Origin of the sequence: Pseudomonas sp. DSV-1 (assembly GCF_035830915.1) — a bacterium.
GTDB lineage: Bacteria > Pseudomonadota > Gammaproteobacteria > Pseudomonadales > Pseudomonadaceae > Aquipseudomonas.
The window spans coordinates 234,673-261,027 of the sequence record NZ_JAYMYG010000001.1 but is presented as its reverse complement, the minus strand read 5'-3'; the positions used below and the strand labels follow the sequence as shown (position 1 = coordinate 261,027).

Here is a 26,355-nt window from a genome sequence, read left to right as displayed (position 1 = left end):
GCCTGATTCCCTGTAGTCGCTGCCGAAGGCTGCGATAAGGTCCGCAGGACCTTCAGCCTTGGGCAGCGACTACAGAGTATTGCGAAGTGTCAGGATTGCCCTAACGTCCGCTCAATCACATCGACCGTGGCGCTGACTTGCTCTTGATAACGGTCGAGTTCCTGTTTGTGGCTCAGTTGCAGCTCAATCTGCTTGGAACACAGATTCAGCGCTGCCAGCACCAACAGCTTGTCCCCGATCAGGCTCGGGTACTTTCTTTTCGTTTCGGCCAGGGCGGCTTTCAACATGACCGTGGCCGCCATCAGGGTCTTTTGCTCCCCCTCCGGCGCTTTGATCGTGTAGTCGTTACCCAAAATCGAGACGACATTTACTCCGTCTCTGTCCACGCTCATGCGCTGACAGGGCTCGCGCGCTCAACCAGTGCCTGAATGCGGGCTGCGGTTGCGCCTTGTTTCTCTTCCTGTTCCATCAGGGTCAGTTGCAGGCTTTCGTTTTCGTCTTTGGCCAGAGCCAGTTCAGCGCTCAGCTGTTCGTTGGCGTCCAGCAGTTCTTGCTTTTGCTGAACCAGGTCGCTGACCAGTTGTTCCAGTTTGCTAAGGGATGACTCAATCATGGTGGTGTTCTCAAGCAGTTTCGGAGGGCGCGTACGATAAAGAAAAGTCACCGCCTAAGCTAGCGGCGACCTTGCTTTACCCGCCTTAAAGACTGCCTATTTGCTACTCAGTTCCCCGCCCGGTGACCCAGAGGCACGTTTCAAGCGGTAAAAACCACCCACGACCTGCTTTCACCGGCAGTGAAATGTGCCCTTGATCACGCTGCAACACGACACACCATGGCCATCGAAAACAAACCCTATCTATCCAAGTGCGCAACTTGTTGCACACTTGGATAAAGACCACTTGCTTATTTACCGCTACTAATCAAGCCGTTATTAACCTGTAGAAAGTGCGCAACTTCTTGCGCACTTTATAAAATAATTCAAATAATTTAAATAAACTTCAGCCCTCTGAATTTATACAAGCCATTGATAAACATGAATTTTTATATAGATTAAACAAATCTTGATATATAGCCAGGCACTTCAACAACAAATAACCATCGGTCATACTCTTTGACCCACAGGCTTTCAATGCCCTTATTTAAACTCCCACCCCGAAGGTCATTGCATGTTCGTACCGGCCAACACGGCACACTTCTCGCTGCACATTCCCGATATCCGCAACGACTTCAAAGTGCTCGGCTTTGAAGGATTTGAAGCCATTAGCCAACTCTACGAAATCAACATTGAACTGGTCAGTGAAAACCCAGACATCAATCTTGAATCATTGCTCAGCCTGCCTGCCTTTTTGCAATTTGGCCTCAACGGCGAAGGCATACACGGGCGCATCGAAGATGTTTGCGTGGGCGAATCCGGCAAGCGCCTGACCCACTATCACTTGACCCTGGTCCCCGCACTCCACTATTTGCAGTTCAGCTACGACCAGCGAATCTTCCAACACCACAGCGTGCCGCAGATCATCGCAAAAGTCCTGCAAGGCCATGGTATTCAGGCTGACGCATTTAGCTTTAATGTCCGCACCAGCCCTGTGCGCGAGTACTGCACTCAATACGGCGAAAGCAATTATTCATTCCTGCAACGCCTGTGTGCCGAAGACGGTATTGCCTGGCATCACCAGCATACGAAAGACGGCCACCTGCTGGTATTCACTGACAGCCAGGCCTATTTTCCTGCGCTGGGCGAAACGCCCTACCAGCAAGGCACCGGAAACGTCGCCGATTACCCGGTGGTTGAGCAGTTTTCCCAACGTTTCAGTACCCGCACCAGCACGGTTACCCGTCGTGATTACGACCTGAACCGGCCAAGCCTGCTGATCGAAAATGCCTTCACCGCCAAGTTCACCCCCGCGCTGGAGGATTACCACTACCCGGTACTGATCAGTACCGAAAAGCGCGGCCAACAGTTGGCCCAGCAAGCCCTCGAACGCCATCGAACCGACTACCAACTGGCCGAAGGCAAAAGCGATCAGCCCACGTTGCGCAGTGGCCACTTGTTCACCCTGAGCGAACACCCGCGCAAAGCCTGCAACGACCTGTGGCTATTGCTCAGCGTGAACCACGAAGGCAAGCAGCCCCAGGCGCTGGAAGAATCGATCACCCGCGATGCAACACCCGCTGACGGCTTCACCCAGGGCTACCGCAACACGTTCAGTGCGATACCGTGGGACGTGTTCTTCCGCCCACCCCTGCCACCCGCCCGCGCGCCACTGGTCGCGCAAACCGCCCGCGTGACCGGCCCCCAAGGTCAAGAGATCTATTGCGACGAGCTAGGACGGGTAAAGATTGAACTGCCCTGGGACCGAGCTGAACTCAACAGCGAAAAAAGCAGCTGCTGGGTCAGGGTTTCATCCAGCTGGGCCGGGGAAAACTTCGGCGCCGTGACGATCCCGCGCATCGGCATGGAAGTGGTCATCAGCTACGTCGAAGGCGACCCCGACAAACCGCTGATCACCGGTTGCGTCCCCAATAAGACCAACCCGATGCCTTACCCGTTACCGGCGCACAAAACCAAAACCGTGCTGCGCAGCCAAAGCTCGCCACACACCGGTGGCTATAACGAACTGTTGATCGAAGACCGTGCAGACCAGGAAAAAATCTACCTGCGGGCCCAACGTGACCTTGAGCAGGTAATCCTCAACAACAGCGACACCACCATTGGCAACGACCGCCGCGAGCACATCACCCGAGACAGCCACAGCCTGATCGAACACGACCGCTTCGAGCAGGTCGACCGCAACAGCTCCAGCCTGATTGAAGGCGACGAACTGCACACCACCCAGGGCCTGCGCAACACTGTGATCGGCGGCAACGAGCTGTTGTCCATCCGCGGTAACAGCAGCACCACGGCCGATGGCTCACTGGTGATACAGGCAACCAGCCAGGCACACCTCAGCGCCGCCAACGTAGTGATCGATGCAGGCATGAGCCTCACGCTGGCAGCGGGCGGCCAACACATCGTCATCAGTGCTGGCGGTATTTTCAGCAGCCAACCCATCGTCGTGGGCGGCGCACCGGCGGTGGGAATAGGGGCCATGCCTGCGGCTTCGGTGGTTCCGGTAGTGGCGGGTGCGTGGGGGGTGCCTTCATTGCCTGCGCAAAAAACAGCCGTGAGGCAGGCCACGCAACAGGTCACCTCTATTTGTGCGGTGTGTCAGAAGCTTGAGGAGTCGAAGGCATGAGTCAGGCGTACCTGTTACTTGATCGCACCCAAATCGACAATCTGGCGCACCGGTTGTTCGAGGTCGCGCCCGGCGTGCAATTGCATTCCCTGTATCAACGCACCGCCTACAGCGCGCTGGATGAAGTCAGCCCAGTACTGGTCCCAGTGACGCCCAACAGCCCTCTGGCTCACACCTTTACCGAGCAGTGGAGCGCCACGGCGGGGATCTGGCTGGAATCACTGGCTGATGAAAAAACCGTAGTCGAGCATGTGCGCAGCCTCGTCCATGCCCGCGTCGAGGGCGAGGTCACGGTGTTATTCCGTTTCTACGACCCCCGGATTACCGCCTTGTGGCTAGCCGACTTGCCTGCCCATGAGCGCGCCCCCTTGATGGGGCCAATACAACTAATACGACTGGCGCACTCAGTGATTCATCAGGCCCAACCTGATCAGCCCGCAGCGCGGTATGCAGACACGCCCTGGCTGCGTCTGCCCGCAGAACAACTGGATCACTTGAACAGTGCCAAGCAACAGGGCTTTACCCGGCGCTTGATCGAACATTGCGACACTTACTTCCCCGACTATCTGCAAGGTCAGGACATGACCGCAGAACAATGGGTCGCCCACTGCATAAACACTGCCGAGCGATACGGCTACAGCGCCGCCGATGAGATTTTTTTGTGGGCGCGTTTTCAAGCGGTGCTGGGGACGGACTTTCCTCAAGGCCCGGCCCATGGTGCTTATCGCCTGATACTGGCTGAGCCCGGCGTAACCCCCGAACAACGTCTGGATAACCTGAACACCGAGCTGACGTACCAGTTGCTCACCAATAAGGAACCCCGTGCATGAGCGCTCAAAAACTGGCCATGATCGATAACGCCGCGCAGGCCGAACGCGCCGCCAGGGCCCAGCCTCACGTCGATGTCAAAAGCCCTCTGACGCCATGCCCGGCTCACCAGCCCGAAGTGTTCGTGGTGCCCGTGCGCTACGCCCTGGCGCAGGAACAAGCCACTCACCCCTGCTGTTCCCCCGGCGTGACCACCCAAAGCCACCCCATGGCCGCCCGGCGTCTTCGGGCCGGCTTTTTGTATATCTGGCAGGAAAAAGGCCCGCTCCAGCGCTATGCCGTGTCGTCCGACGGCAGGTTTCAGGCGCAGGCGCTTGAGGACGACTCCACCCTCTTGCTTAAAGGCACTCTAACAGGGCTGACGCTGAACAAAATCCATGACGCCTGGATGCTCTACAGCGAGTTCCCACTCAACCCGCAACACTGCGCCTTGCTCAGCGAAAACCCCGCCAAACGCAGTGCGCACATGCGCCATGTGGCCTTGCGCACCGTGGCCAACGAGCTGCAAGCCGAACATTGCCCGCCCCTGGAAAACGCCACCGAGGTGATGGCTGAACTCATCCCCGACACCTACGCCCAATCGATGAAAGCCGATCAAAAAGCCGGGGGCGAGGACACTCAGGCGTTGGGCGCAACCGTGATGAAAGACCCCACCAAGGCCAACATCAAGGCTTACACCGATGCCATGCACCGCGCCCGGGAGCGCGAAAAAATCATCGCCCAATACCCCGATGCCCCTGACCAGGCACCCGGCGAGTGGAGTGCCCAGCCGTGGGACGGCCAGGGCACCCAGACCTGGCTGGAGGCCGCCACGGCTGAGGCCAGGGCGCTGTACCCGGTATTCGTGTGCCTGGACGACGACCTGGGGGTGCTGCGCGACATCAACCATGAGCAGGAACGGGTTGAATCGAGCCACGAACAATGGGTGGGCGACAACAACCTGCGCTTGAACATCGGCGGCTTTATTCGCAGCCTGATCACCGAAGAGGGTGCTGAGGTGGCGAGCACCCTGAGCTACCGGTACAAGGATCGGGACATCCGCCTCACGCCCGAGCAGGGCAAGGTCATGCTCGACGCCCAGCAGCAACTGGACGAAGCACTCAAGCTCGAAACCCGGGACCGCCAGTATGGTGGCCTGCCTAGCAGAGCCGAAGTGACCGCCCGTAATGCCCGTATCGAACGTATCGTAGAGCCCGTACGGGCCTTCATTCCGCCCGACCTGTACACCGACGTGCAGGCGTTGGTGCATCAATACCGCGCCGAAAAACAGTCCAACCTCGACAACGACCCCTTCAGCGCCAAGGTCAGCGAGTACATTGACTTGCCGGCCATGAACACCTGGCTCGACACCACCGCCCCGGCCCATTACCAACACGTCGAACAGCGCCACAACGCCTTGTTTGCCGACCGAGGCCAATACCTCACACGCTCCCACAGCGGCACCTGGTTCGTCGATTACTACGACGTTGAAAGCCGCCAGTGGCTCACCGAACTGGCCACCGGCTGCCTGAGCGCCCAATGCACCCGGGCCAAGGGTGCAGAGCAATATGCCGACTACGTGCGCGCCCCCGACGAAGGCGCGCTCAAACACCTGTTCCACGCCTGGACGCCCTCGATCGATGCGGGCATTGTCGGCACCGGTCGCCTGGGGGAAATAATCGCAGCTTTGGGCTCTGAAAACCGCGAGGCAACCCGTCAGCTGTTTGCCCCCCTGAGCGCCGTGATTGCCAACGACATCGCCGCCATGGCCCGCGACGCCCAGGGGCCCTGGAGCGTACTGGTCAACCGGTTGGCGGCGGCGCTGCTGGTCCTCAAGGGCGACACCACCTTGAGCAGCGCCTGGGTGGGTATCTTCGTCGCTGCACGCCTGGGCAGCGATGCGCGCTTGCAGGCCATGACCCACGCGGGCAGGCAGATGTGGACCCTGCTGGGAGAAAAAGCCGAGGGCCTCAACCACTGGGTCAAGGCCACGGGACAAGCCATCGGCGCCGGGCGCATGGAACGCGTGACCAACTCCCCGTTGATCAGCAACAGCGGCGGCGTGGTGCCATTGGCGGCGTTGCTGCTCAACACGCTCAATGCGAACAACTACTTGAGCCAGGCCGCAGCGCTGGAAGGGATGGATGATCAGCGGGTCAACGACACGGTGTCGGCTTCGCTGTATGCCTCGGCGGCGTTGGTGGCGGTGATTGATAGTCAGGTTAGGAAGGGGTTGGGGATAAAAACAGTGGGCAAGGGCCAAGCAATGGCTCCGACTCTTACATTGTTTGGGGGGGTGATTGGGGGGTTGTCATTTGTTGCGGCGGGTGCAGAGTTCAAATCACTGCAAAAACAGATAGAAAGTGCCCAAACACATATCGACCCATGGTTAGAGATGCGCCAAACAGTGGTGGGAGGGCAAGTAATCGCTTATGGGGCGCAAGCACTACTGGGTTTCGGTCTGACCGCGCGAGCACTGGCAGGCTTAATAGAAGTCGAAGTCGCCATCATGCGTTACACACTGTATATGGGGCCATTGAACTGGATTATTGCTGCGCTAGGTGTGCTGTACCTGATCACCTGGCTCTTTCAGCAAACCCCGGTGCAAAACTTCCTCAATTTCTGCTGCTGGTCCAAAGCACGGGCCAGGAATTTAGAGCCGATCCCCGCCAAAGCCCAGCAAGAAGAACTGAACTGGCTCTACGGCATCTTGTACAGCCCCCGCGTCAGCATGCAAAGCAGCTCCGAGACAGGCGGTTCCAATGGACCATCTGGGCTGTCCTTCGTCAGCTCCATCAATGCCCTGACCATCGACTTGCCGGGAGCAGAACCGGGTACTGCCTATCTTGAATTGAGCATGATGGGCGACCCCGTGGACTCCCAAGCCTACCGGTACCTGATCAAAAACAGCCCTCACAATAACTACAAACCCCCTCGTCCCTGGCGTGACATGACGCCTCACTGGCTGTCCAGTAGCGCGTGCCAATGGATACCGTTCCAGGAAGGCCAAGGCTTGCGCCTGAGTGGCCCGTTTAAAACTCTGTCGAACGAATTAAGCACGTCGCCAGCCACGGTTTCGCTTCGTTTGCGCTATCGCACACCCTTGATTGCCATGCTGGGCGCTCACAACTTTGTCGGTGGCGAACGGGGCGTTGCTTTTACCCTCAGCAACAACGACGGGGTGATAGCTCTGCGTAACGACCCGACACCCGAACTGGATCGAGTGCCAACCTACGCCCTCGGCAAGGGCCATCCCGGCGCCATTTACCTGCAACCCAAGGACAAGGCATGAGCACGCCACCGGCTGGATCCACCAAAAAACGGATTTTTTCGCGTGATGACTACTTGGCGCCATTGCCTATTCCGACAGGAGAGAAACCGGAAGATGTCATGAACACCATTTGGCGCAAGAACGAAGTGTTTGTTGATATAGGCAACTACAGTATTGGTTCGGCGGTGATGACTATTTGGCCAACTTTAATGCTTTTTTTATCACTGGCATTTGGACTTAGAAATCTTTCCCCTGATCTCAGTACTTTTATTCTGGTCGGAGCTGCATTCATCATTGGTATCCCGGCAATTTTTATAATCACAGGCCTATTCCGCGAAGTCCCCCTCCCAGTACGCTTCAATCGTCAACGCCGAGAAGTCTGTGTACCGCGAGAAGACGGCGACTATTGGATTGTGCCTTGGGAAAGTGTCACTGCTGCCGCCACTCAACACTCATCGACAAGCCAGGCGGGTAAAAATACGATGGGTTTGTTAATTATCGGTTTTGAAAACCCCGACCCGCTCGCCAAAGAAAACAACAAGCATTTCTGGTTTGGTTTCAATTGCGGCGGCGGCACGACGGCGATGGCCTTGTGGGAATGCACGCGCAGTTATATGGAAATTGGGCCGGACGCTGTACCTGACAGCCGAGTTGGTATTGCGCCCTATGAAAAAACACAGATCGGTTCAATCATCACAGACTTGCGCAAAGGAAACCTGCTGGGTGTTTTATGGGGGATCTTTTGCATCACGATTTTAGGAACCTATCTCGCAGAGAAATTACAAAACCTGAAATTGTCCTATCCACCCGACCTCACCCACCCCGACATCATCGAATGGTCAAAACCCCTCCCGCCGGAACAATGGGCCAAACGCTCCCCGGAACTTGAACACGCCATCGCCAAACGCGAAGCCGAACTCGCCGCGCTGGCGGTGCAAGAAACAGCATGAACCAGCAAACCAGCACGTTCCTGGCCACTGTTTCGCTTCGTTTGCGCTATCGCACACCCTTGATTGCGATGTTGGGAGCTCACAACTTTGTCGGTGGCGAACGGGGCGTTGCTTTTACCCTCACCAACAACGACGGGGTGATAGCTCTGCGTAACGACCCGACACCCGAACTGGATCGAGTGCCAACCTACGCCCTCGGCAAGGGCCATCCCGGCGCCATTTACCTGCAACCCAAGGATAAGCCATGAGCACGCCACCGGCTGGAACCACCAAAAAACGGATTTTTTCGCGTGATGATTATTTGGCGCCATTGCCTATTCCGACAGGCAGAAAACCTTCAGATGTGCTCAATACCATTTGGCGCAAGAACGATGTGTTTATTGATATTGGAAACTACAGCATTGGGTCGGCAGTGATGACGATTTGGCCGTTGGTAATGCTGTTTCTTTCTATGGCCTATATTTTCAATGACTATGGCGCATTGGTATTAGGAGCGTGTATTACAGTTATACCTATTTGCTTTGTCATCCAAGGCCTCTTCCGCGAAGTCCCTCTCCCAGTACGCTTCAATCGTCAACGCCGAGAAGTCTGCGTACCGATGGGAGACGGTGACTATTGGATTGTGCCCTGGGAAAGTGTCACCGCCGCCGCCACTCAACACTCATCGACAAGCCAGGCGGGTAAAAACACGATGGGTTTATTGATCATGGGTTTCGAAAACCCGGCCCCCTTGGCCAAGGAAGGCAATAAACACTTTTACTTCGCCTTCAATTGCGGCGGCGGCACCACGGCGATGGCGTTGTGGGAGTGCATGCGCAGTTATATGGAAATTGGACCTGATGCTGCACCAGAAGCAGCCGCACTAAACTCCGGAGGAAGTTGGCGCTATTACATCGACTACCTTAACGGCAGAGCCGATAAATATGGCTGGCTTATAACTTTTTTATGGGATGGCCTGGTCGGAATATTAGTTTTCAATGCCCCTTTGGCTACCTATCTCCAAAGAAAGAAGTTGTATCCACCACCGCAATTGAGTCACCCCGACATCATCGAATGGTCAAAACCCCTCCCGCCGGAACAATGGGCCAAACGCTCTCCGGAACTTGAACAGGCCATCGCCAAGCGCGAGGCCGAACTCGCCGCGCTGGCGGTGCAAGAAACAGCATGAACTCGCTAAACCAAACCATCGGGGCGCTAACCGCTTGCACAGCAATCGTCGCCCTGCTGCCTTGAATGCACCTTAAAACTCGATCCGCACATCGCCCTTGGGCACGCTGCAGCACGACAAAATATAGCCTTCGGCAACGTCTTCGTCGGTGATGCCGCCGTTGTGGTCCATCTCGACTTCGCCGCCCAGCTTGAGCACCTTGCAGGTGCCGCAAATCCCCATGCCGCACGCCTTGGGAATCAGCAGCCCCAGCTTGGCCGCCGCAGCATGCACGGTTTCGGCCGGGCCCACGCGGATGCTCTTGCCCGACGCGGTAAATTCCACCTGATTCAAATCCGCCAGGTCCAGCTCCGGCGCCTCGGCCGCCTGCTCGGCTTGCTCCACCGCATCGGCCCGGGCTTCGGGCGGCGTCGCACCAAAGGACTCCTCGTGATACCGGCTCATGTCAAAGCCGTTGTTCTCCAGCAGGCGCTTGACCGCATTCATGTAGGGCGTAGGCCCGCAGCAGAACACCTCGCGCTCCATGAAATCGGGCGCCATCAGCTCAAGCATTTTGTGGTTCAGATAGCCGCGATACCCGGCCCACGGCTCACCCAACCCGTGTTTTTCACAGATCAGGTGCAGGCTGAAGTTGTCGATGCGCGAAGCCATGTGCTCCAGCTCGCGGTGATAAATGATGTCTTTGGGCGAACGGGCGCTGTGGATAAACACCATGTCGACATTGGCGTTGGTGTCGTAAAACCACCGCGCCATCGACATGACCGGCGTAATCCCGACGCCGCCGCTCAGGTACAGCACCTTGGGGCTCGGTGCATCAATGGCGTTGAACAGCCCGACCGGCCCGTGTACGGCCAGTTCCTGGCCTTCCTGCAGGTTGTCGTGCAGCCAGTTGGACACCCGCCCGCCCGGTACACGCTTGATCGTCACCGAAAAGCTGTAGGGCACCGAAGGCGAGCTGGAGATAGTGTACGAGCGCATCACCGGGTCGCCATCGATTTCCAGCTCCAGGGTGACGAACTGCCCCGGCTTGAAAAAGAACAGAATCGGCTGGTCGGCCATAAAACAGAAGGTGCGCACGTCCCAGGTTTCCTGAATGACTTTGACGCATCGCACGATGTGTCGGCCGTTGGCCCAGGTCTGGGTGGTTACAGGGTTCAGAAAGCTGTTGGACATGCGTTTCTCCACGGCCGACAACCGGCCTCTTGCTGGCGATTCTGCGCATGCCCCGAGGCGGCCATTTATCTATTCGCGACATTCACATGCTTATGGCGACCAGCCCCTGAAAACAGGGGCTCGCGCGTCGGGAACAGATTTGGCCATGTCGCCCGCAGATAAGGCATCGCAACACTTCGAACGCACACTCAGCGCCACACACTACCGTAAATGCTTTGCCTTGCGTCGCACCCCTGATCAGCCACTTTTAGGCCACATACGATGGCCATGAGGATTACAACGATGGACGTCACCGCAAACCTGAGCCTGGGCGATCCACTGGAACCCGCACGCAAGGCCACCGCCGAGATGTTGCAGAACCGCGAACGCACGTTTTCGCTGCCGCAGCCGTTTTACAACGACGAGCGGCTGTTCGACATCGACATGCAGGAGATCTTCCAGAAAGAGTGGCTGATTGCAGGCATGACCTGCGAGATCCCGGCCAAGGGCAACTTTCTGACCCTGCAAATAGGCAAGAACCCGATCATCGTGATTCGCGGCGCCGAAGGCCAGGTGCATGCCTTTCATAACGTGTGCCGCCATCGCGGCTCACGGTTGTGCACCAGCGAAAAGGGCAAGGTTGCCAAGCTGGTGTGCCATTACCACCAGTGGACCTACGAACTGGACGGGCGCCTGCTGTTTGCCGGCACCGAGATGGGCGCCGATTTCGACATGAAGCAATACGGCCTCAAGCCGGTAAACGTCAAAACCGCGGGCGGCTACATCTTTATCAGCCTGGCCGAGAACCCGCCTGCCATCGACGAGTTCCTGGCCACGCTGAACCACTACATGGAACCCTACGACATGGAAAACACCAAGGTGGCGATTCAGACCACCCTGGTGGAAAAAGCCAACTGGAAGCTGGTGCTGGAAAACAACCGCGAGTGCTATCACTGCAACGCGTCCCACCCCGAACTGCTCAAGACCCTGCTGGAGTGGGACGACGTCACCGATCCACGGGCCGATCAGGCATTCAAGGATCACGTAGCCGCGTCGGCTGCTGCCTGGGACGCAGAAAAGATTCCTTATGCACACGCCAGTTTCGGCCTGCGTAACCGTATTGTGCGCATGCCGCTGCTCAAGGGCACCGTGTCCATGACCCTGGATGGCAAGCAAGGCTGCGCAAAACTCATGGGACGGATCAAAAACCCGGACCTGGGCTCGATGCGCATCCTGCACCTGCCGCACTCGTGGAACCACTGCATGGGCGATCACATCATTGTGTTTACCGTGTGGCCGATCAGCGCGCAGGAAACCATAGTCACCACCAAATGGCTGGTCCACAAGGATGCGGTTGAGGGTGTGGATTACGACGTGGAACGCATGCGCAAAGTCTGGGACGCCACCAACGACCAGGACCGCCGGCTGGCCGAAGAGAACCAGCGCGGCATCAACTCAATCGCCTACCAGCCGGGGCCTTACTCCAAGACCTACGAGTTTGGCGTGGTGAACTTTATCGACTGGTACAGCGAGCGGCTGCTGAACAACCTGGGGGCGGCGCCAGCGCCGTACCTCAAGGGCATAGTTGCCCAATAGACACCCGCCTGTGGAAGCAGAGGTGGCTAGCTGGAAAACGGCCAGAGCATCAAATACGCCTCACCCGTCACGCGGATCAGCGGGTGGGGTGTGACCTGACAGGTTTTGACGATTTCGAAACCATGGCGCTCATAAAACCGGCGGGCACCCGTGTTCGCCGCATAGTCGATCAGGCTCAAGCCCGTCAGGCCCAGTTCGGCGCAGCGCTCCCTGGCGTGCTGCAGGAATCGGGCTCCCAGCCCAAGGCTTCGCCAGCCCTCGTGCAGGGCCAGGCTCGAGATGTACAGCGTGTCCGGGATTTCCATGTCCGCATAAGGCGCCAACACCGGATCGGTCTCAGCCACGGCATCAGGGTCGTGATGCATTACAAAGCTGTGCATCATGCCAATCACCTGGCCCTCGGCCTCGGCAATCAGGCAGTTTTCATAGGAAAAAATAACGCCTTCGCGTGCGTAACGCATTTCACCCACGTCCAGCAGCGCCTGCCCCGGTTGTGCGATCAGGCTCCAGATATAGTCGGCACATCCTTCGGACGAAATTTGAAACAGGCGAGCAATCTCCCGCGCATCGGCGCGCTCAGCCGGACGAAATAAAACGCTCATTTTCTGTACTCCACAGGACTTTGGGCGCCCTTTTTAGCCCGGCCTCATCCAGGGCTACAAGGCCACGGCGGGCCACCTGTATAACCAGATATTGCCACTCAATGATCAATTTTTGACCAACAGTCTGCAGGCCATGCATTCAAAGGCCTACAGCCCTTCACCAACATCTTGTCCACAGGCACACCCACAGCAATTGTGGGGAAGTGGACAAGTTATGCCCGAATGATCAATTGATCGTTTTTTGTACAGAGCACTGTAAGCCACGTAAAACGTGGCCTGTAGCCAGCCGCGAACACCTTATCCACATATCCACCAACAGAGATTGTGCGCAACTTATGCACCGCCTCGTTTCACTGTGGAAAACCCCTTAAGGCACCGATTATTCAAGGGTTTAACAACCAGTCGGTGGATAAAGCAATGAATTGGGTGTTTTTTGATCAGAAGCCTGTAAGCCACGGTTTGTATGGGTCTTAGACGACAGCAAACAACTTATCCACATAAGCGCTAACAGACTTTGTGGGCAAGTATCAGCGCACCACGCCTTCTTCAACCAGCAGCTTCAAAATAGCCTGGGCACCCTCTTCGGCACTCACACCCTTGAGTACTTGCCCGGAGCCGCCAACGGCCTTGGCTGTGGCTGCTTTCATGCGATCTGCGCCACTTTTGGCCTTGATCACTTTCAAGCGCTTGGGCCGCGACTTGGCAGGTTGCAGCACACCCTTTGTGGATAACTCATCCACCGTGACTTCAACCACTTCAGCGTTGACCAGCCCCCGGGTGGCGGGGCCATAAGCGCTTTGCCGGGCCTTGGGGGCGGCGTTATCCACAGTGATCACAAACGGCAGCCGTACTTGCAACCGACGACGCTGCCCCCGAGGCAGGGCTTGCAGCACCTGCGCCACACCGCTGTGGATAGATTCGATCTGCGCCACACCCACCACCAGCGGCCAGCCCAGTTGCTCGGCCAACAGGTACGGCAACATGCCAGAACCTTCGCCGGTTTCCGCCTGGCTGCCGGTCAGCACCAGTTGTACGCCCGCTTCACGGATGTAATCGCGCAGTACCGGGACCACATCGGCGCCATCCGGTTGCTCCAGCACATGCAACTCGTCCAGTCCCATGCCCAGATAGGCGCGCAAGGCGGACTCGTGGGGATTGCCAGCGTGCAGCACATGCAAGTTATCCCCAGCCAGCTCCAGGCCCAGTTCGACAGCGCGGGCGTCCTGCTCGGCGCGGCGGGCGCGGCCTGAAGCCGGGTGGGCGCCGATTGAAACCAGTGCAACGGTGGCGATGCTCATTAATAAATCTCCAGACAATGTGGGAGCGGGCTGCCTGCGCAGGATCGCCTCGGTGTATCAGGCAGACCGGGTCGCCTGATTCGCGAGCAAGCCCGCCCCCCCGGAAGATGCGTTGCGCCAGTTATCCACAGCCACAATCAATGCCTCAAGCACGGCCGTTCCATCGCCAATCACCGACAGGTCAGCGCGCTTGATCATGTCGCAACCGGGGTCCAGGTTGATCGCCACCACTTTGTCGCAGGCGCCAATCCCTTGCAGATGCTGAATTGCACCGCTGATACCGACCGCCACGTAGACCCGTGCCGTGACCCAAACCCCACTGGCACCGACCTGACGCTCCCGGGCCATAAAGCCATCATCCACCGCCACACGGGAAGCCCCTTCAGTGGCCCCCAGGGCAACGGCAGCCTTGTGGAAAAGTCCCCAGTCTTTAATCCCGTTACCGCCACTGAGGATAAATTCGGCTTCGGCCATAGGTATCGCAGCCGGATCGACCGCCACCGCGCCCAAATCTTCAATCCGTGGCAGGCAGCTCGCAATCGCTGTGGATAACTGCACCTCCAAGGCCTCGTGACGGGTTTCGCTGACCGGTTCGGCGCACTCGGCGGCGGCCAGGATCAAGCGCGGCAATGGCTGCGCCACGTCTTGCTGGCCCGCGCCAGCGCGTCCCACACAAGCCCCGTCCTTGGCCTGCCACACCCGCGTGGCCGGGCGTTCGCCCAAGCTTGCGGCAAAGCGCCGACCCAACTCCGCCCCGCCGCTGCGGCTGTCAGGCAACAACCAATGCCTGGGTGCAAACTGGTTATCCACAGCCCGCAACCCCAGTACCTGTTGCTCCGGTGCATAACCTTCACTGTCGAGCAGCAGCAGCCGATCCACGCCCGCCGTGGCAAAAGCGGTTTCTTTTGATTCGCCAAACACCACCGCCAACACCGCGCCGTCGCTACCCGCCAACTGCCGGGCCAGGCCCAACAGGTCGCGGTCATGACTGCTCAGGCGCCCGCCGACCATGTCCGGTACCACGCCAATATAAAACGCCGGTGCTGACACTTGATGCAGCACCAGTTGCACCTGGGCGCTGGCCGCACGCTTGCTTGTGCCTCCCTGCTGCGCGCCGCTGCGGTCGATGCGCTTGATGCCGTTGGGGCCGATGAAACCTACCCCATGCACGTTTTTGCGAAGTACGCCGTTAGGCCCCATCCAGCTCTGCTGGTGGGGTTGCATGGCGGCGTGCAACGGGTGCAGGCGGTTGCGGGCGATCCACTCGGCGCGCGGATCGCGGCGAATAATGTCACTCATGCGATCACCTCCGGGGCTGCGCGCCTGGCCGGTTGGGCAGATACGGCGCCTTCAATCAGGGCATCGGCTACCAGTTCGGCAATGTCTTTGATCAGCGGACGGGGCTCAACCACGCCTTCGAGCATGACTGTGCATTGCGGACAACCCACTGCCACGCGCTCGGCGAGGGTCTCGCGGATGTCATCCATGCGCATGTCGGGAATACGCTGTTTGCCGGGGATGTCGGTGATCGGAGCACCGCCACCGCCTCCGCAGCAACGGGAGCGAAACCCCGAGCGCTGCATTTCTTTGACTTCAATGCCCAGCGCTCGCAACACAGCGCGCGGCGCCTCGTATTCGCCGTTGTAGCGGCCCAGGTAACACGGGTCGTGATAGGTCACGCTGCCCCCTGTATCCGCAGCCAGGTTGAGCAACCCTGCGTCGATCAACTCGGCCATGTATGTGCTGTGATGCTGCACAAGATAGTCACCGCCAAGGGCGCCGTATTCGTTTTTAAGCACATGAAAGCTGTGGGGGTCGCAGGTGACGATGCGCGTGAAGCGGTACTGCGCAAGGGTCTGGATATTGCGCTTGGCCAAGGCCTGGAACGTGGCCTCATCCCCCAGACGCCGGGCCACATCTCCGCTGTCCCGTTCTTCCAGCCCCAGCACGGCAAAGTTGACCTGCGCGGCCTTGAGCACTTTGACGAAGGCGCGCAGGGTTCGCTGGTTGCGCATGTCGAACGCACCGTCGCCGACCCAGAACAGCACGTCCGCCGAGGGTTTGTCGCGCATCAGGTCGAGGTTCAAATCCGCCGCCCAGTTCATCCGCCCGCCCGGTGCAAAACCGCCGGGGTTGTCGGTGGCAATCAGGTTATCCAGCACCTGGGCACCGTTGTTAGGCGTTGCCCCTTTTTCCAGGGTCAGGAATCGGCGCATGTCGACGATGGCATCCACGTGCTCGATCATCATCGGGCACTCTTCGACACAGGCCCGGCAAGTGGTGCAAGACCAGAGCGTGTCCGCGTCGACCAGACCGTTGACGATGGGCTGATGGGGATTGCCGCCGTGCTCACCTATCGGTTTGCCAGGGTACGGGCTGCCGGCGAAGTTCGCATCGGTGCCACCTGCCAGACCCACCACCATGTCTTGAATCAGCTTCTTGGGGTTGAGCGGCTGCCCGGCGGCAAACGCCGGGCACGCAGCTTCGCACTTGCCGCACTGCACACAGGCGTCGAAACCGAGCAACTGGTTCCAGGTGAAGTCCTCGGGTTTTTCCACCCCCAACGGCGCGGCGCGGTCATTCAGGTCCAGGGGTTTCAAACCGGTGGATCGACCGCCGCCAAAGCGTTCGGCACGCCGGTGCCAGGCCAGGTGCAAAGCGCCGGCAAAGGCGTGTTTCATCGGGCCGCCCCAGGTCATGCCGAAGAACAGCTCCGTCACGCCCCACAGCACACCAACGCTCAACACCGCCGCCAGCAGCCAGCCACCAAAGTTTTCAGGCAGCAAGCCGGCCACCGGCAAGGTGAGCATAAAAAAGCTTGCGGCAAACGCCAGCAGGCTTTTAGGCAGGCGCATCCAGGGGCCTTTGGACAGGCGCGACGGTGGGTTGAGGCGGCGCTTGAACACAAAGAGCGCGCCGATAAACATCAGCGCCGTAGCGAACAGCAAGGCATAGCCCAGGATGCGGTTATGCAGCCCCAGGCCGTGCACCAGAATCGCCAGCACCGCCGCCAGCACAAAGCCGCCTGCGGTGGCGACGTGGGTGTTGGCCATGTATTTGTCGCGGGCAACGACGTGGTGAAGGTCGACCATATAGCGCTTGGGCATGGCCAGCAGGCCACCCAGCAAATCGACCTTGGCCGGGCGGCCACGGCGCCACATGTTCATTCGACGGATGGCGCCGATCACGGCGAGGACCAGTGCCGCGAACAACAGAATGGGGAGAACGATTGTCAGCATGGTGAAGCTCCCAAAGACCACACAGGTCTAGTGTGGGAGCGGGCTTGCTCGCGATTCAGGCAACACGGTGCATCTCACACACCGCGTGATTGTTTTCGCGAGCAAGCCCGCTCCCACATTGGTTCGGTATCGGATCAGAAATCCTTGCACAACCGCAGCGCGTCATAGATCGCTGCATGCACGTTGCGCTGGGCCACGCAGTCACCGATGCGGAACAGCAAGTAGCCGTCCCCCGCTTCGCTCAGGCATGGCTGCGGCTTGATCGCGAACAAGGCTTCGACGTCGATCTGGCCCTTGTTGCGCGAGTCCGGCTTGAGCCCGTAATACAGCTCTTCGTCCGGGCGCACGCCGTTTTCAATCACCACTTGATCCACCACGCGCTCTTCCTTGGCCCCGGTGTATTCGTTCTCGAGCACGGCAATCAGCTTGTCACCCTCGCGGTAGACCTTCTCGAGCATCATGTCCCCGGTCATGATCACTTCCTTGGGGTACAGGCTGCGGTAGTAGGTCGGGAATGACGTGCCACCAACCGCCACGCCAGGCTTGGTGTCATCGGTGACGATTTCGACCTGAGCCCCTTTGTCCGCCATGTAGTCGGCCACCGACATACCGGTGAACTCGCAAATGGTGTCGTACACCAGCACGTTCTTGCCCGGCTCGACCTTGCCGTCGAGCACGTCCCAACTACTCACCACCAGCCCTTCGGCAGCGCCCCAGTGTTCGTTCTGTTCCACAAACGGATGCCCGCCTACAGCCAGCACCACGATGTCCGGGCGCAGGTCCATGATCGTCGCCGCATCCGCGGCCGTCCCCAGGCGCAGGTCAACCTTCAGGCGCGCCAGTTCCAGTTGGAACCAGCGCGTGATACCCGCCATCTGGTCACGCTGCGGGGCTCTGGCCGCCGTGGTGATTTGCCCGCCGATGGCATCCTTTTTCTCGAACAGGGTCACGTCATGCCCGCGTTCAGCCGCCACCCGCGCCGCTTCCATACCGGCAGGGCCTGCGCCGACGATCACCACCTTGCGTTTAACCCCGGTGGTTTTTTCGATGATGTGCGGCACACCCATGTATTCACGGGACGTGGCCGCGTTTTGAATGCACAGCACGTCCAGGCCTTGATACTGACGGTCAATGCAGTAGTTGGCGCCCACACACTGTTTGATCTGGTCCACCTGGCCCATTTTGATCTTGGCAATCAGGTGCGGGTCGGCGATATGGGCGCGGGTCATGCCCACCATATCCACGTAACCCCCCTCCAGAATCCGCGTCGCCTGATTCGGGTCCTTGATGTTCTGTGCATGCAACACCGGGGCCTTGACCACTTCCTTGATACCCGCAGCCAAATGCAGAAACGGCTCCGGTGGATAACTCATGTTCGGGATGACGTTGGCCAGGGTGTTGTGGGTGTCGCAACCCGAACCCACCACACCGATGAAGTCGAGCATGCCGGTGTCGTCGTAGTACTTGGCGATTTGCTTCATGTCCTCGTGGCTCAAGCCATCGGGGTGGAATTCGTCGCCGCACAGGCGGATGCCCACGCAGAAGTCCGGGCCGACTTCAGCACGCACCGCCTTGAGCACTTCGAGGCCAAAGCGCATGCGATTTTCGAAGCTGCCGCCCCACTCATCGGTGCGTTTGTTGACTCGTGGGCTCCAGAACTGATCGATCATGTGCTGGTGCACGGCCGACAGTTCAACACCGTCCAGCCCGCCCTTTTTGGCCCGGCCGGCGGCGCTGGCGTAGTTGCCGATCACGCGCCAGATTTCTTCAGGCTCGATGGTCTTGCAGGTAGCGCGGTGAACCGGTTCGCGCACGCCGGAAGGCGACATCAGGGTCGGCCAGTTGAAACCGTCCCAACGGGACCGACGGCCCATGTGGGTTATCTGGATCATGATCTTGGCGCCATGCTTGTGCATGGCGTCGGCCAGGTTCTGGAAGTGCGGGATAATGCGGTCGGTGCTCAGGTTGACCGAACTCCACCACTCTTGCGGGCTGTCGATGGCCACCACCGATGAACCGCCGCAAATCGCCAGGCCGATACCTCCCTTGGCTTTTTCCTCGTAGTACTGCACGTAACGCTCGGTGGTCATGCCGCCATCGGTGGCATAGACCTCGGCGTGTGCGGTGCTGAGCACACGGTTGCGGATGGTCAGTTTGCCGATTTGAATCGGCTCAAACATTGCTTCGAACGCCATATCCCGATCCTCGACTTACAACGGCTTGACGACAAACAGGCCGTGGTCGTGGCCTTCTTCCGATCCGCTATAGACCTGTTCGGCTACGGTGCGGATATCACTGCCGCGCGCTTGCAGAATCTGGTCCATAGCGCCTGCAAACCAGCCGGTGAACATGTAGTCGACCTTGCGCCCGACCTTGCCGTACACGTAGACGAAACAGGAGTGTTCGAGCTTGATGGTGGCGGTGCCTTTATCGAGGTCGATGTCCTGAATGGTGAACAGGCCCCAGCCGCGTTGCGACAGGCGTTTCATGTAGTGTTCGAATACGGCGACACCTTCGAGGCCGTGGCATTCGGCTTCTTTTTCGCACCAGTGCCAGGCGGATTTGTAGCCGGCCTTGTAGAGGATTTCGGCGTAGGCGTCAGCCCCCAGGACTTCCTCGATCCCCATGTGGTTGTTGACGAAAAAGTGCCGTGGCACGTAGAGCATCGGCAGCGCGTCTGAGGTCCAGACGCCGGTTTCGCTGTCGACTTCGATAGGCAGTTGCGGGGCGATTTTAGCCATGGATACAGCTCCAAAATTCGGTTTTGACCCGGGCTCTGTAGTCGCTGCCGAAGGCTGCGATCAGGTATGTGGGGTCTTTGGGGAAACGGGTTGCTGCGCAACCCTTCGCAGCCTTCGGCAGCGACTACGCAAAACGTGATCGTTGACGGCTCATTCGCCCCAGACATCTTTGAGGACGTTGACCCAGTTTTCGCCCATGATCTTGCGCACCACACGCTCGCTGTGACCGCGCTTGAGCAAGGTTTCGGTAAGGTTGGGGAACTCACCCACGGTACGGATGCCCAGCGGGTTGATGATCTTGCCGAAGCTGGTCAGACGGCGGGCATAGCCCTTGTCGTGGGTCAGCATTTCGAAGAAGTCCTGACCGTGGCCCTGGGTAAAGTCGGTGCCAATGCCAATCGAGTCTTCGCCGACGATATTCATCGTGTACTCGATCGCTTCGGCATAGTCGTCGATGGTCGAATCGATACCCTTGGCCAGAAACGGCGCGAACATGGTCACGCCGACAAAACCACCATGGTCGGCAATGAATTTGAGTTCAGCATCGGACTTGTTGCGCGGGTGTTCTTTGAGGCCGGACGGCAGGCAATGGGAGTAGCAGACCGGTTTTTTCGATTCCAGAATCACCTCTTCCGAGGTTTTCGAGCCGACGTGGGACAGGTCGCACATGATCCCGACGCGGTTCATTTCAGCCACCACTTCGCGGCCAAAACCCGAAAGCCCGCCATCGCGCTCGTAGCATCCGGTGCCCACCAGGTTCTGGGTGTTGTAGCACATCTGCACCACGCCAACCCCGAGCTGCTTGAAGATCTCGATGTAGCCCAACTGGTCTTCAAACGCATGGGCATTCTGGAAGCCGAAAATGATCCCGGTTTTGCCCTGCTCCTTGGCGCGGCGAATGTCGGCGGTGGTTTTGACCGGGATGACCAGATCGCTGTTGTCGCGAATCAGGGTCTGGCTGGCAACGATGTTATTGATCGTGGCCTGAAAGCCTTCCCATACCGAGACGGTGCAGTTGGCAGCAGTGAGGCCGCCTTTGCGCATGTCTTCGAACAGTTCACGGTTCCATTTGGCAATGATCAGCCCGTCGATAACGATGCTGTCTGCGTGCAACTCGGCTGGGCTCATCAAGCGTCCCCTTATTGGCGTTTGCTGCGCCGAATCGTCTGCCGGCGCTTTGGGGCCAGCATAGGCCCGGGGTTAAAAGCAGCCGGGTGCAAAAGCGACAGCGCAATTGCCGAAAGCGTCAATCCACGACAAAGCGCGCAACCGCGATGACATGGCCTATGCTGCGCGACTGTTCTTTGGCCGACGCTTAAGCCAGAATCCGCCCCATCTATGGATTAGGAAGCCGCAATGAAATCGATTCTCCTGGCCTTGGCGTTGATCACCAGCGGAGCCCATGCGGCCGATGATGCCGACTACAACCCGTGCGACGCGGTAGAAAACGACCGGCAAACCCTGGCGTGTTCGGTGTTCAGCAAAAATGCTGCCGAGCAGTTGCTGACCGAAAACTACGAAGCTCTGCAGGAGCGCATGACGACCCTGTACGGCAATAACGCGACCCAGCTCAATAACATCCTCAGCAAAATCAAGGCTGCCCAGGCGCTGTGGTTGCACCAGCGCGACGCCGATTGCGCGATTGCGGTATTCCCGGCCACTGCTGGCACCGAGGCATTCAACATCGCCCAAAACGACTGCATGGCCCGCATCAGCGACGACCGTTCTGAGTTTCTGGAATCGATCGGGCAGGATTGACCCCTTCCGGGTGTGGGAGCGGGCTTGCTCGCGATAGCATCACCGCGGTCCAACCTGAAGACCGGGTCGCTTGCGTCGCGAGCAAGCCCGCTCCCACAAGAACAGTTCAACTTATCGATCAGGTTTTTATGACTATTTGCGGTATCGAAATCAAAGGCAGCGAAGCTATTTTCGCCCTCGCCAACCAGGGCCTTGAGCATGTGGCCAACGCCACCAAGAAAATCGCCCTGGACGACGATGAAGACGCCGCCAGCGTCAAAGCTTTCGCAGCGCAGATGGCCGCTTTTGTGAAGGCCAACGCCATCACCCGGATCGTGATCAAAAAGCGCAGTAAAAAGGGTGAGTTCGCCGGTGGCCCGATCACGTTCAAGATCGAAGGCCTTATCCAGTTGCTGGACGATTGCGAAGTGCAGCTGCTATCCCCGCAAACCCTCAACGCCCAATACAAAAAGCACGCCTTCGACCTGCCCGCCTCGCTGAACAAGTATCAGCATGAAGCGTTCAAGGCAGCGTGTGCGGCGTTGCTGAAGGGGTAGTACCCGTCACCCGGTCCTGCCTCGGCGCGCAGCCAAACCGCGCCCGGTAGCTGCGGGTGAAATACGACGGTGATTCAAAACCGCACGCAATGCTGATGTCGAGCACGCTCATGTCGGTCTGGCGCAGCAGTTTCCGGGCTTTTTCCAGGCGCAGGCCCAGGTAGAAGTTGCGCGGGGTGTCGTGCAGGTGCAAACGGAACAGGCGCTCCAGTTGGCGCCGGGTCACGTTGATGCCAAGCGCCAGTTGCGAGGTGCTCAGGGGCGGCTCGCTGTGTTGCTCCATCTCGCCAATGACCTGCACCAGTTTTTTATTGTGGATGCCATAGCGGCTGGCGACCTGCATGCGCTGGTGATCCTTGCGCGGGCGGATGCGGCCAAGCACGAACTGTTCGGAAACCTGGATCGCCAACTCCGGTCCGTGGGCCTGGGCGATCAGGTCCAGCATCAGGTCAATGGAGGCGGTGCCGCCCGCACAGGTGATGCGCTGGCGGTCGATTTCAAACAGTTCCTGAGTCACGTGCAATGCGGGGTATGACTCCTTGAACGCTTCCAGCGCCTCCCAGTGCAGGGTCAACCGATAGCCGTCGAGCAGGCCCGCCTGCGCCAGTACCACACTGCCCGTGTCGATGGCGCCCAGGGTTACTCCGTCGTTGTCCAGGCGTCGCAACCACTGATTAAGCGCCGGTGTCACGTGGGTCAGCGGGTCAAAACCGGCCACCACCAACAGTGTCGCACCGGCTTCAAGTGCCCCCAGCCCGCCCTCGGCATTGACCGACATACCGTTGCTCGCGAGCACGGCGCCCCCCTCGCAACTGAGTACGTGCCAGCGGTACAGCTCGCCGCGAAAACGGTTGGCTACCCGCAGCGGCTCGATGGCCGAAATAAAGCCCATTGATGAAAAGCCGGGCAGCAGAAGGAAGTAAAAATCCTGGGCCATGGGAACGCTCGCAAGTCGGTTCAACGGATTGAAACACAGTCAGGTCGCTGCAGTGCAAAACCACGTCGCCCCAGTGCGGTTGCGCGGCACGCCGCCTGCGTACCTTGGCATCACGGCGCACAAAGACGCCGATCCCCCAATAACAACCTGCCGAGGCCCCACCCATGAAACGACTGATCAGCTGTTGCCTGTTGGTACTGAGCCCCTGCGTCCTGGCTGCTGAAGATGCATCGTGCAAGAACGTACGCATGGGCGTGGTCAATTGGACCGACGTGATCGCCACCAGCGCCATGGCGCAAACCCTGCTCGACGGTCTCGGCTATAAAACCAGGCAAACCAGCGCCTCACAGCAAATCATCTTCGCTGGCCTGCGCGACAAGCGGCTGGACATGTTTCTGGGTTACTGGAACCCGATCATGAACCAGAGCATTACCCCGTTCGTGGACGCCAAACAGGTCACGGTCCTGGCCGAGCCGAGCCTTAAAGACGCCAGGGCCATGCTCGCCGTTCCGACCTACATGGCTGACAAGGGACTCAAGAGCTTTGCCGACATCGCCAGATTCGAGAAGGAACTGGGGGGCAAGATTTACGGGATCGAGCCGGGGTCCGGCGCCAATACCCAGATCAAGGCCATGATCGAGAAAAACCAGTTTGGCCTGGGCAAGTTCCAGCTGGTGGAGTCCAGTGAAGCCGGGATGCTCTCGGCGGTGTCACGCGCGGTGAATCGCAACGAGCCGATTGTGTTCTTTGGCTGGACACCGCACCCGATGAACATCAATCAGAAAATGACTTACCTGACCGGCAGCGAAGGAGCCCTGGGCCCGGATGAAGGCCTGGCCACGGTATGGACAGTCACCACCCCGGACTACGCCAGCCGCTGCCCCAATGTCAGCCGTTTGCTCAGCAACCTGACCTTCAGCGCCGAGGACGAGAGCCGCATGATGCAGCCGCTGCTCGATCACATGGATGCACAAGTCTCGGCCCGCCAGTGGCTCAAGGACCATCCGCACGACCTTCAGCGCTGGCTTGAAGGCGTCACCACCGTGGATGGCAAACCCGCTGCCGAACACCTGAAGCTCAGCGCTAAATAATCAAACACCAAGCCCACCTTCGCGGCCCTTGATGGCTGCGTTGTGGCGCTCTACGCCCCAAGGAAATGCCCCATGAACCACGACGTCATCATCACCTGCGCACTCACCGGTGCCGGCGACACCAGCGGGCGCAGCCCTTTAGTGCCAGTCACGCCCAAACAAATTGCCGAAGCTGCCGTGGAAGCGGCCAAGGCCGGAGCCACGGTGGTGCATTGCCATGTACGTGATCCAAAGACCGGGCAGTTCAGCCGCGATGTGGCGCTGTACCGCGAACTGATGGAACGCATCCGCGAGGCGGATATCGACATCATCGTCAACCTCACAGCCGGCATGGGCGGTGACTTGCATATCGGCCCCGGCGAGAACCCGATGGAGTTTGGCCCCCACACGGATCTGGTCGGGCCGCTGACCCGTCTGGCTCACGTCGAGGAGTTGCTGCCGGAAATCTGCACCCTGGATTGCGGCACCCTGAACTTTGGCGACGGCGACACGATTTACGTCTCCACACCGGCGCAACTGCGGGCGGGCACCAAGCGTATCCAGGAACTGGGCGTGAAAGCCGAACTGGAAATTTTCGACACCGGCCACCTGTGGTTCGCCAAACAGATGATCAAGGAAGGCTTGCTCGATGACCCGCTGTTTCAGCTGTGCCTGGGCATCCCGTGGGGGGCTCCGGCGGACACCACCAGCATGAAAGCCATGGTCGACAATTTGCCCGCCGACGCGGTGTGGGCCGGATTCGGGATTGGTCGCATGCAAATGCCGATGGCCGCGCAAGCGGTGCTGCTGGGCGGCAACGTGAGGGTCGGGCTGGAAGACAACTTGTGGCTGGATCGCGGGGTGCTGGCCACTAACGGGCAACTGGTGGAACGCGCCACTGAAATCCTCAGTCGCTTGGGCGCCCGGGTACTGAGCCCGGCAGAAGGTCGGGTGAAAATGGGGCTCACCTCCCGATAACCCCATCGGCTTTGCGTTTTCCTACGGTTCAATTCAGGACACTTTCATGACGTTTATTACCGAGATCAAAACCTTCGCCGCCCTTGGCAGCGGTGTCATCGGCAGCGGCTGGGTCGCTCGCGCCCTTGCCCACGGACTTGACGTTGTCGCCTGGGACCCGGCCCCCGGCGCCGAAGCGGCCCTGCGCAAGCGCGTCGCCAAGGCCTGGCCGGCGCTGGAAAAAAGCGGCCTTGCCCAAGGCGCATCCCAAGACCGACTGCGCTTTGTCAGCACCATCGAAGCGTGCGTGAGCGAGGCCGACTTCATTCAGGAAAGCGCCCCCGAGCGGCTCGATCTCAAACTGGATTTGCACCGCAGAATCAGCGCTGCGGCCAAACCCGATGCCTTGATTGGCTCCAGCACGTCGGGCCTGCTGCCCAGCGAGTTCTACGAAACCTCCACCCACCCGCAGCGGTGTGTTGTCGGCCATCCGTTCAACCCGGTTTACCTGCTGCCATTGGTCGAAGTGGTCGGCGGGCAAAAAACCGCCCCCGAGGCCATTCAGGCGGCCATCAAGGTCTATCAATCCCTGGGCATGCGCCCCTTGCACGTGCGCAAGGAAGTGCCCGGCTTTATTGCCGACCGCCTGCTTGAAGCCTTGTGGCGCGAAGCGCTGCACCTGGTCAATGACGGCGTCGCCACCACCGGCGAGATTGACGACGCCATCCGCTTTGGCGCAGGTTTGCGCTGGTCGTTCATGGGCACCTTTTTGACCTATACCCTGGCGGGGGGCGATGCCGGGATGCGTCACTTCATGAATCAGTTCGGCCCGGCCCTGCAACTGCCCTGGACGTATTTGCCCGCCCCTGAGCTCAGCGAAAAACTGATCGACGACGTGGTCGAAGGCACCACTGAGCAACTGGGCAGCCACAGCATCGGCGCGTTGGAAAGCTATAGTGATGACTGCCTGCTGGCCGTAATGGAAGCGGTTAACGCGACCAAACTCAAACATGGCATTGCCATCAACGATTGAACGA

General features: G+C 59.1%; 23 protein-coding genes. 12 read left to right on the top strand and 11 right to left on the bottom strand.

Annotated elements, in window-relative coordinates:
• Nucleotides 1-89 precede the first annotated feature (89 nt).
• Together VSQ83_RS01250 and VSQ83_RS01245 are read right to left on the bottom strand one after the other, a co-directional pair.
• Nucleotides 90-392 (bottom strand): cell division protein ZapA, encoded by a 303-nt coding sequence (locus tag VSQ83_RS01250; RefSeq protein WP_133075246.1) that lies wholly within the window; start codon nt 390-392, stop codon nt 90-92.
• Nucleotides 389-613 (bottom strand): hypothetical protein, encoded by a 225-nt coding sequence (locus VSQ83_RS01245; protein WP_133075245.1) that lies wholly within the window; start codon nt 611-613, stop codon nt 389-391. Before VSQ83_RS01245 ends, VSQ83_RS01250 begins: the two co-directional genes overlap by 4 nt.
• A gap of 553 nt (nt 614-1,166) precedes the next feature.
• Between VSQ83_RS01245 and tssI the strand changes: the two genes are divergently transcribed.
• From tssI to VSQ83_RS01215, 6 genes are read left to right on the top strand one after another with little or no spacing between them, the layout of a single operon-like run.
• Nucleotides 1,167-3,236, top strand: coding sequence for a type VI secretion system tip protein TssI/VgrG (gene tssI, locus VSQ83_RS01240; protein ID WP_326425088.1), 2,070 nt, complete (start codon nt 1,167-1,169; stop codon nt 3,234-3,236).
• The gene (locus tag VSQ83_RS01235; protein ID WP_326425086.1) at nt 3,233-4,066 is read left to right on the top strand and encodes a DUF4123 domain-containing protein; all 834 of its coding nucleotides are present in this window, start codon (nt 3,233-3,235) and stop codon (nt 4,064-4,066) included. The genes tssI and VSQ83_RS01235 overlap by 4 nt, the downstream gene beginning before the upstream one ends.
• Nucleotides 4,063-7,335: a toxin VasX gene (locus VSQ83_RS01230; RefSeq protein ID WP_326425084.1), complete on the top strand. Its 3,273-nt coding sequence runs from the start codon at nt 4,063-4,065 to the stop codon at nt 7,333-7,335. Before VSQ83_RS01235 ends, VSQ83_RS01230 begins: the two co-directional genes overlap by 4 nt.
• Nucleotides 7,332-8,264, top strand: a complete 933-nt coding sequence (locus tag VSQ83_RS01225) for a hypothetical protein (protein ID WP_219263240.1) — start codon at nt 7,332-7,334, stop codon at nt 8,262-8,264. The genes VSQ83_RS01230 and VSQ83_RS01225 overlap by 4 nt, the downstream gene beginning before the upstream one ends.
• Nucleotides 8,261-8,512 (top strand): hypothetical protein, encoded by a 252-nt coding sequence (locus VSQ83_RS01220; protein ID WP_219263239.1) that lies wholly within the window; start codon nt 8,261-8,263, stop codon nt 8,510-8,512. Before VSQ83_RS01225 ends, VSQ83_RS01220 begins: the two co-directional genes overlap by 4 nt.
• Nucleotides 8,509-9,432, top strand: coding sequence for a hypothetical protein (locus VSQ83_RS01215; protein ID WP_326425081.1), 924 nt, complete (start codon nt 8,509-8,511; stop codon nt 9,430-9,432). Before VSQ83_RS01220 ends, VSQ83_RS01215 begins: the two co-directional genes overlap by 4 nt.
• Before the next feature lie 72 nt (nt 9,433-9,504).
• Here VSQ83_RS01215 and gbcB read toward each other — a convergent pair whose 3' ends face one another.
• Complete coding sequence (gbcB, locus tag VSQ83_RS01210) at nt 9,505-10,605, bottom strand: glycine-betaine demethylase subunit GbcB (protein WP_133075241.1); 1,101 nt, start codon at nt 10,603-10,605, stop codon at nt 9,505-9,507.
• A 282-nt stretch (nt 10,606-10,887) separates the two neighbouring features.
• Here gbcB and gbcA point away from each other — a divergent pair, with 282 nt between their 5' ends.
• Nucleotides 10,888-12,180 (top strand): glycine-betaine demethylase subunit GbcA, encoded by a 1,293-nt coding sequence (gene gbcA / locus VSQ83_RS01205; protein WP_133075240.1) that lies wholly within the window; start codon nt 10,888-10,890, stop codon nt 12,178-12,180.
• Between the two features lie 26 nt (nt 12,181-12,206).
• On the opposite strand, the gene VSQ83_RS01200 is transcribed toward gbcA, so the two are convergent.
• From VSQ83_RS01200 to VSQ83_RS01170, 7 genes are all read right to left on the bottom strand, one after another.
• Nucleotides 12,207-12,782: a GNAT family N-acetyltransferase gene (locus tag VSQ83_RS01200; protein WP_133075239.1), complete on the bottom strand. Its 576-nt coding sequence runs from the start codon at nt 12,780-12,782 to the stop codon at nt 12,207-12,209.
• Between the two features lie 527 nt (nt 12,783-13,309).
• Nucleotides 13,310-14,080 (bottom strand): electron transfer flavoprotein subunit beta, encoded by a 771-nt coding sequence (gene etfB, locus VSQ83_RS01195; protein ID WP_219263235.1) that lies wholly within the window; start codon nt 14,078-14,080, stop codon nt 13,310-13,312.
• 57 nt (nt 14,081-14,137) lie between these two features.
• Nucleotides 14,138-15,379, bottom strand: a complete 1,242-nt coding sequence (gene etfA / locus VSQ83_RS01190) for an electron transfer flavoprotein subunit alpha (RefSeq protein WP_219263233.1) — start codon at nt 15,377-15,379, stop codon at nt 14,138-14,140.
• Nucleotides 15,376-17,319: a dimethylglycine demethylation protein DgcB gene (dgcB, locus tag VSQ83_RS01185; RefSeq protein ID WP_326425077.1), complete on the bottom strand. Its 1,944-nt coding sequence runs from the start codon at nt 17,317-17,319 to the stop codon at nt 15,376-15,378. Before dgcB ends, etfA begins: the two co-directional genes overlap by 4 nt.
• 134 nt (nt 17,320-17,453) lie before the next feature.
• Complete coding sequence (dgcA, locus tag VSQ83_RS01180; RefSeq protein ID WP_133075235.1) at nt 17,454-19,514, bottom strand: dimethylglycine demethylation protein DgcA; 2,061 nt, start codon at nt 19,512-19,514, stop codon at nt 17,454-17,456.
• Nucleotides 19,515-19,529: 15 nt separating this feature from the next.
• Entirely contained in the window at nt 19,530-20,060 is a 531-nt protein-coding gene (locus tag VSQ83_RS01175; RefSeq protein ID WP_133075234.1) for a 4-vinyl reductase, read from the bottom strand.
• 150 nt (nt 20,061-20,210) lie between these two features.
• On the bottom strand, nt 20,211-21,188 hold the full coding sequence (locus VSQ83_RS01170; RefSeq protein ID WP_095036151.1) for a dipeptidase: 978 nt from the start codon (nt 21,186-21,188) through the stop codon (nt 20,211-20,213).
• Nucleotides 21,189-21,416: 228 nt separating this feature from the next.
• Between VSQ83_RS01170 and VSQ83_RS01165 the strand changes: the two genes are divergently transcribed.
• Together VSQ83_RS01165 and VSQ83_RS01160 are read left to right on the top strand one after the other, a co-directional pair.
• On the top strand, nt 21,417-21,818 hold the full coding sequence (locus VSQ83_RS01165; protein WP_133075233.1) for a lysozyme inhibitor LprI family protein: 402 nt from the start codon (nt 21,417-21,419) through the stop codon (nt 21,816-21,818).
• Between the two features lie 128 nt (nt 21,819-21,946).
• The gene (locus tag VSQ83_RS01160) at nt 21,947-22,354 is read left to right on the top strand and encodes a DUF3010 family protein (protein ID WP_133075232.1); all 408 of its coding nucleotides are present in this window, start codon (nt 21,947-21,949) and stop codon (nt 22,352-22,354) included.
• Here the strand turns inward: VSQ83_RS01160 and VSQ83_RS01155 are convergent.
• Nucleotides 22,320-23,291: a GlxA family transcriptional regulator gene (locus tag VSQ83_RS01155; protein WP_326425075.1), complete on the bottom strand. Its 972-nt coding sequence runs from the start codon at nt 23,289-23,291 to the stop codon at nt 22,320-22,322. The genes VSQ83_RS01160 and VSQ83_RS01155 overlap by 35 nt on opposite strands.
• 164 nt (nt 23,292-23,455) lie before the next feature.
• Between VSQ83_RS01155 and choX the strand changes: the two genes are divergently transcribed.
• The 3 genes from choX to VSQ83_RS01140 all read left to right on the top strand — a co-directional run bounded on the left by choX (nt 23,456) and on the right by VSQ83_RS01140 (nt 26,351).
• Nucleotides 23,456-24,382, top strand: a complete 927-nt coding sequence (gene choX, locus VSQ83_RS01150) for a choline ABC transporter substrate-binding protein (protein WP_326425073.1) — start codon at nt 23,456-23,458, stop codon at nt 24,380-24,382.
• 72 nt (nt 24,383-24,454) lie between these two features.
• A complete protein-coding gene (locus VSQ83_RS01145) occupies nt 24,455-25,339 on the top strand; it encodes a 3-keto-5-aminohexanoate cleavage protein (RefSeq protein ID WP_326425071.1) in 885 nt (294 codons plus the stop codon).
• A gap of 46 nt (nt 25,340-25,385) precedes the next feature.
• On the top strand, nt 25,386-26,351 hold the full coding sequence (locus VSQ83_RS01140; RefSeq protein WP_326425069.1) for an L-carnitine dehydrogenase: 966 nt from the start codon (nt 25,386-25,388) through the stop codon (nt 26,349-26,351).
• Nucleotides 26,352-26,355 lie beyond the last annotated feature (4 nt).

What these genes read in the sequence shown, in the direction of transcription:
- VSQ83_RS01250 (WP_133075246.1), bottom strand. Translation starts at nt 392, where the DNA reads ATGAGCGTGGACAGAGACGGAGTAAATGTCGTCTCGATTTTGGGTAAC.
- VSQ83_RS01245 (WP_133075245.1), bottom strand. Translation starts at nt 613, where the DNA reads ATGATTGAGTCATCCCTTAGCAAACTGGAACAACTGGTCAGCGACCTG.
- tssI (WP_326425088.1), top strand. Translation starts at nt 1,167, where the DNA reads ATGTTCGTACCGGCCAACACGGCACACTTCTCGCTGCACATTCCCGAT.
- VSQ83_RS01235 (WP_326425086.1), top strand. Translation starts at nt 3,233, where the DNA reads ATGAGTCAGGCGTACCTGTTACTTGATCGCACCCAAATCGACAATCTG.
- VSQ83_RS01230 (WP_326425084.1), top strand. Translation starts at nt 4,063, where the DNA reads ATGAGCGCTCAAAAACTGGCCATGATCGATAACGCCGCGCAGGCCGAA.
- VSQ83_RS01225 (WP_219263240.1), top strand. Translation starts at nt 7,332, where the DNA reads ATGAGCACGCCACCGGCTGGATCCACCAAAAAACGGATTTTTTCGCGT.
- VSQ83_RS01220 (WP_219263239.1), top strand. Translation starts at nt 8,261, where the DNA reads ATGAACCAGCAAACCAGCACGTTCCTGGCCACTGTTTCGCTTCGTTTG.
- VSQ83_RS01215 (WP_326425081.1), top strand. Translation starts at nt 8,509, where the DNA reads ATGAGCACGCCACCGGCTGGAACCACCAAAAAACGGATTTTTTCGCGT.
- gbcB (WP_133075241.1), bottom strand. Translation starts at nt 10,605, where the DNA reads ATGTCCAACAGCTTTCTGAACCCTGTAACCACCCAGACCTGGGCCAAC.
- gbcA (WP_133075240.1), top strand. Translation starts at nt 10,888, where the DNA reads ATGGACGTCACCGCAAACCTGAGCCTGGGCGATCCACTGGAACCCGCA.
- VSQ83_RS01200 (WP_133075239.1), bottom strand. Translation starts at nt 12,782, where the DNA reads ATGAGCGTTTTATTTCGTCCGGCTGAGCGCGCCGATGCGCGGGAGATT.
- etfB (WP_219263235.1), bottom strand. Translation starts at nt 14,080, where the DNA reads ATGAGCATCGCCACCGTTGCACTGGTTTCAATCGGCGCCCACCCGGCT.
- etfA (WP_219263233.1), bottom strand. Translation starts at nt 15,379, where the DNA reads ATGAGTGACATTATTCGCCGCGATCCGCGCGCCGAGTGGATCGCCCGC.
- dgcB (WP_326425077.1), bottom strand. Translation starts at nt 17,319, where the DNA reads ATGCTGACAATCGTTCTCCCCATTCTGTTGTTCGCGGCACTGGTCCTC.
- dgcA (WP_133075235.1), bottom strand. Translation starts at nt 19,514, where the DNA reads ATGGCGTTCGAAGCAATGTTTGAGCCGATTCAAATCGGCAAACTGACC.
- VSQ83_RS01175 (WP_133075234.1), bottom strand. Translation starts at nt 20,060, where the DNA reads ATGGCTAAAATCGCCCCGCAACTGCCTATCGAAGTCGACAGCGAAACC.
- VSQ83_RS01170 (WP_095036151.1), bottom strand. Translation starts at nt 21,188, where the DNA reads ATGAGCCCAGCCGAGTTGCACGCAGACAGCATCGTTATCGACGGGCTG.
- VSQ83_RS01165 (WP_133075233.1), top strand. Translation starts at nt 21,417, where the DNA reads ATGAAATCGATTCTCCTGGCCTTGGCGTTGATCACCAGCGGAGCCCAT.
- VSQ83_RS01160 (WP_133075232.1), top strand. Translation starts at nt 21,947, where the DNA reads ATGACTATTTGCGGTATCGAAATCAAAGGCAGCGAAGCTATTTTCGCC.
- VSQ83_RS01155 (WP_326425075.1), bottom strand. Translation starts at nt 23,291, where the DNA reads ATGGCCCAGGATTTTTACTTCCTTCTGCTGCCCGGCTTTTCATCAATG.
- choX (WP_326425073.1), top strand. Translation starts at nt 23,456, where the DNA reads ATGAAACGACTGATCAGCTGTTGCCTGTTGGTACTGAGCCCCTGCGTC.
- VSQ83_RS01145 (WP_326425071.1), top strand. Translation starts at nt 24,455, where the DNA reads ATGAACCACGACGTCATCATCACCTGCGCACTCACCGGTGCCGGCGAC.
- VSQ83_RS01140 (WP_326425069.1), top strand. Translation starts at nt 25,386, where the DNA reads ATGACGTTTATTACCGAGATCAAAACCTTCGCCGCCCTTGGCAGCGGT.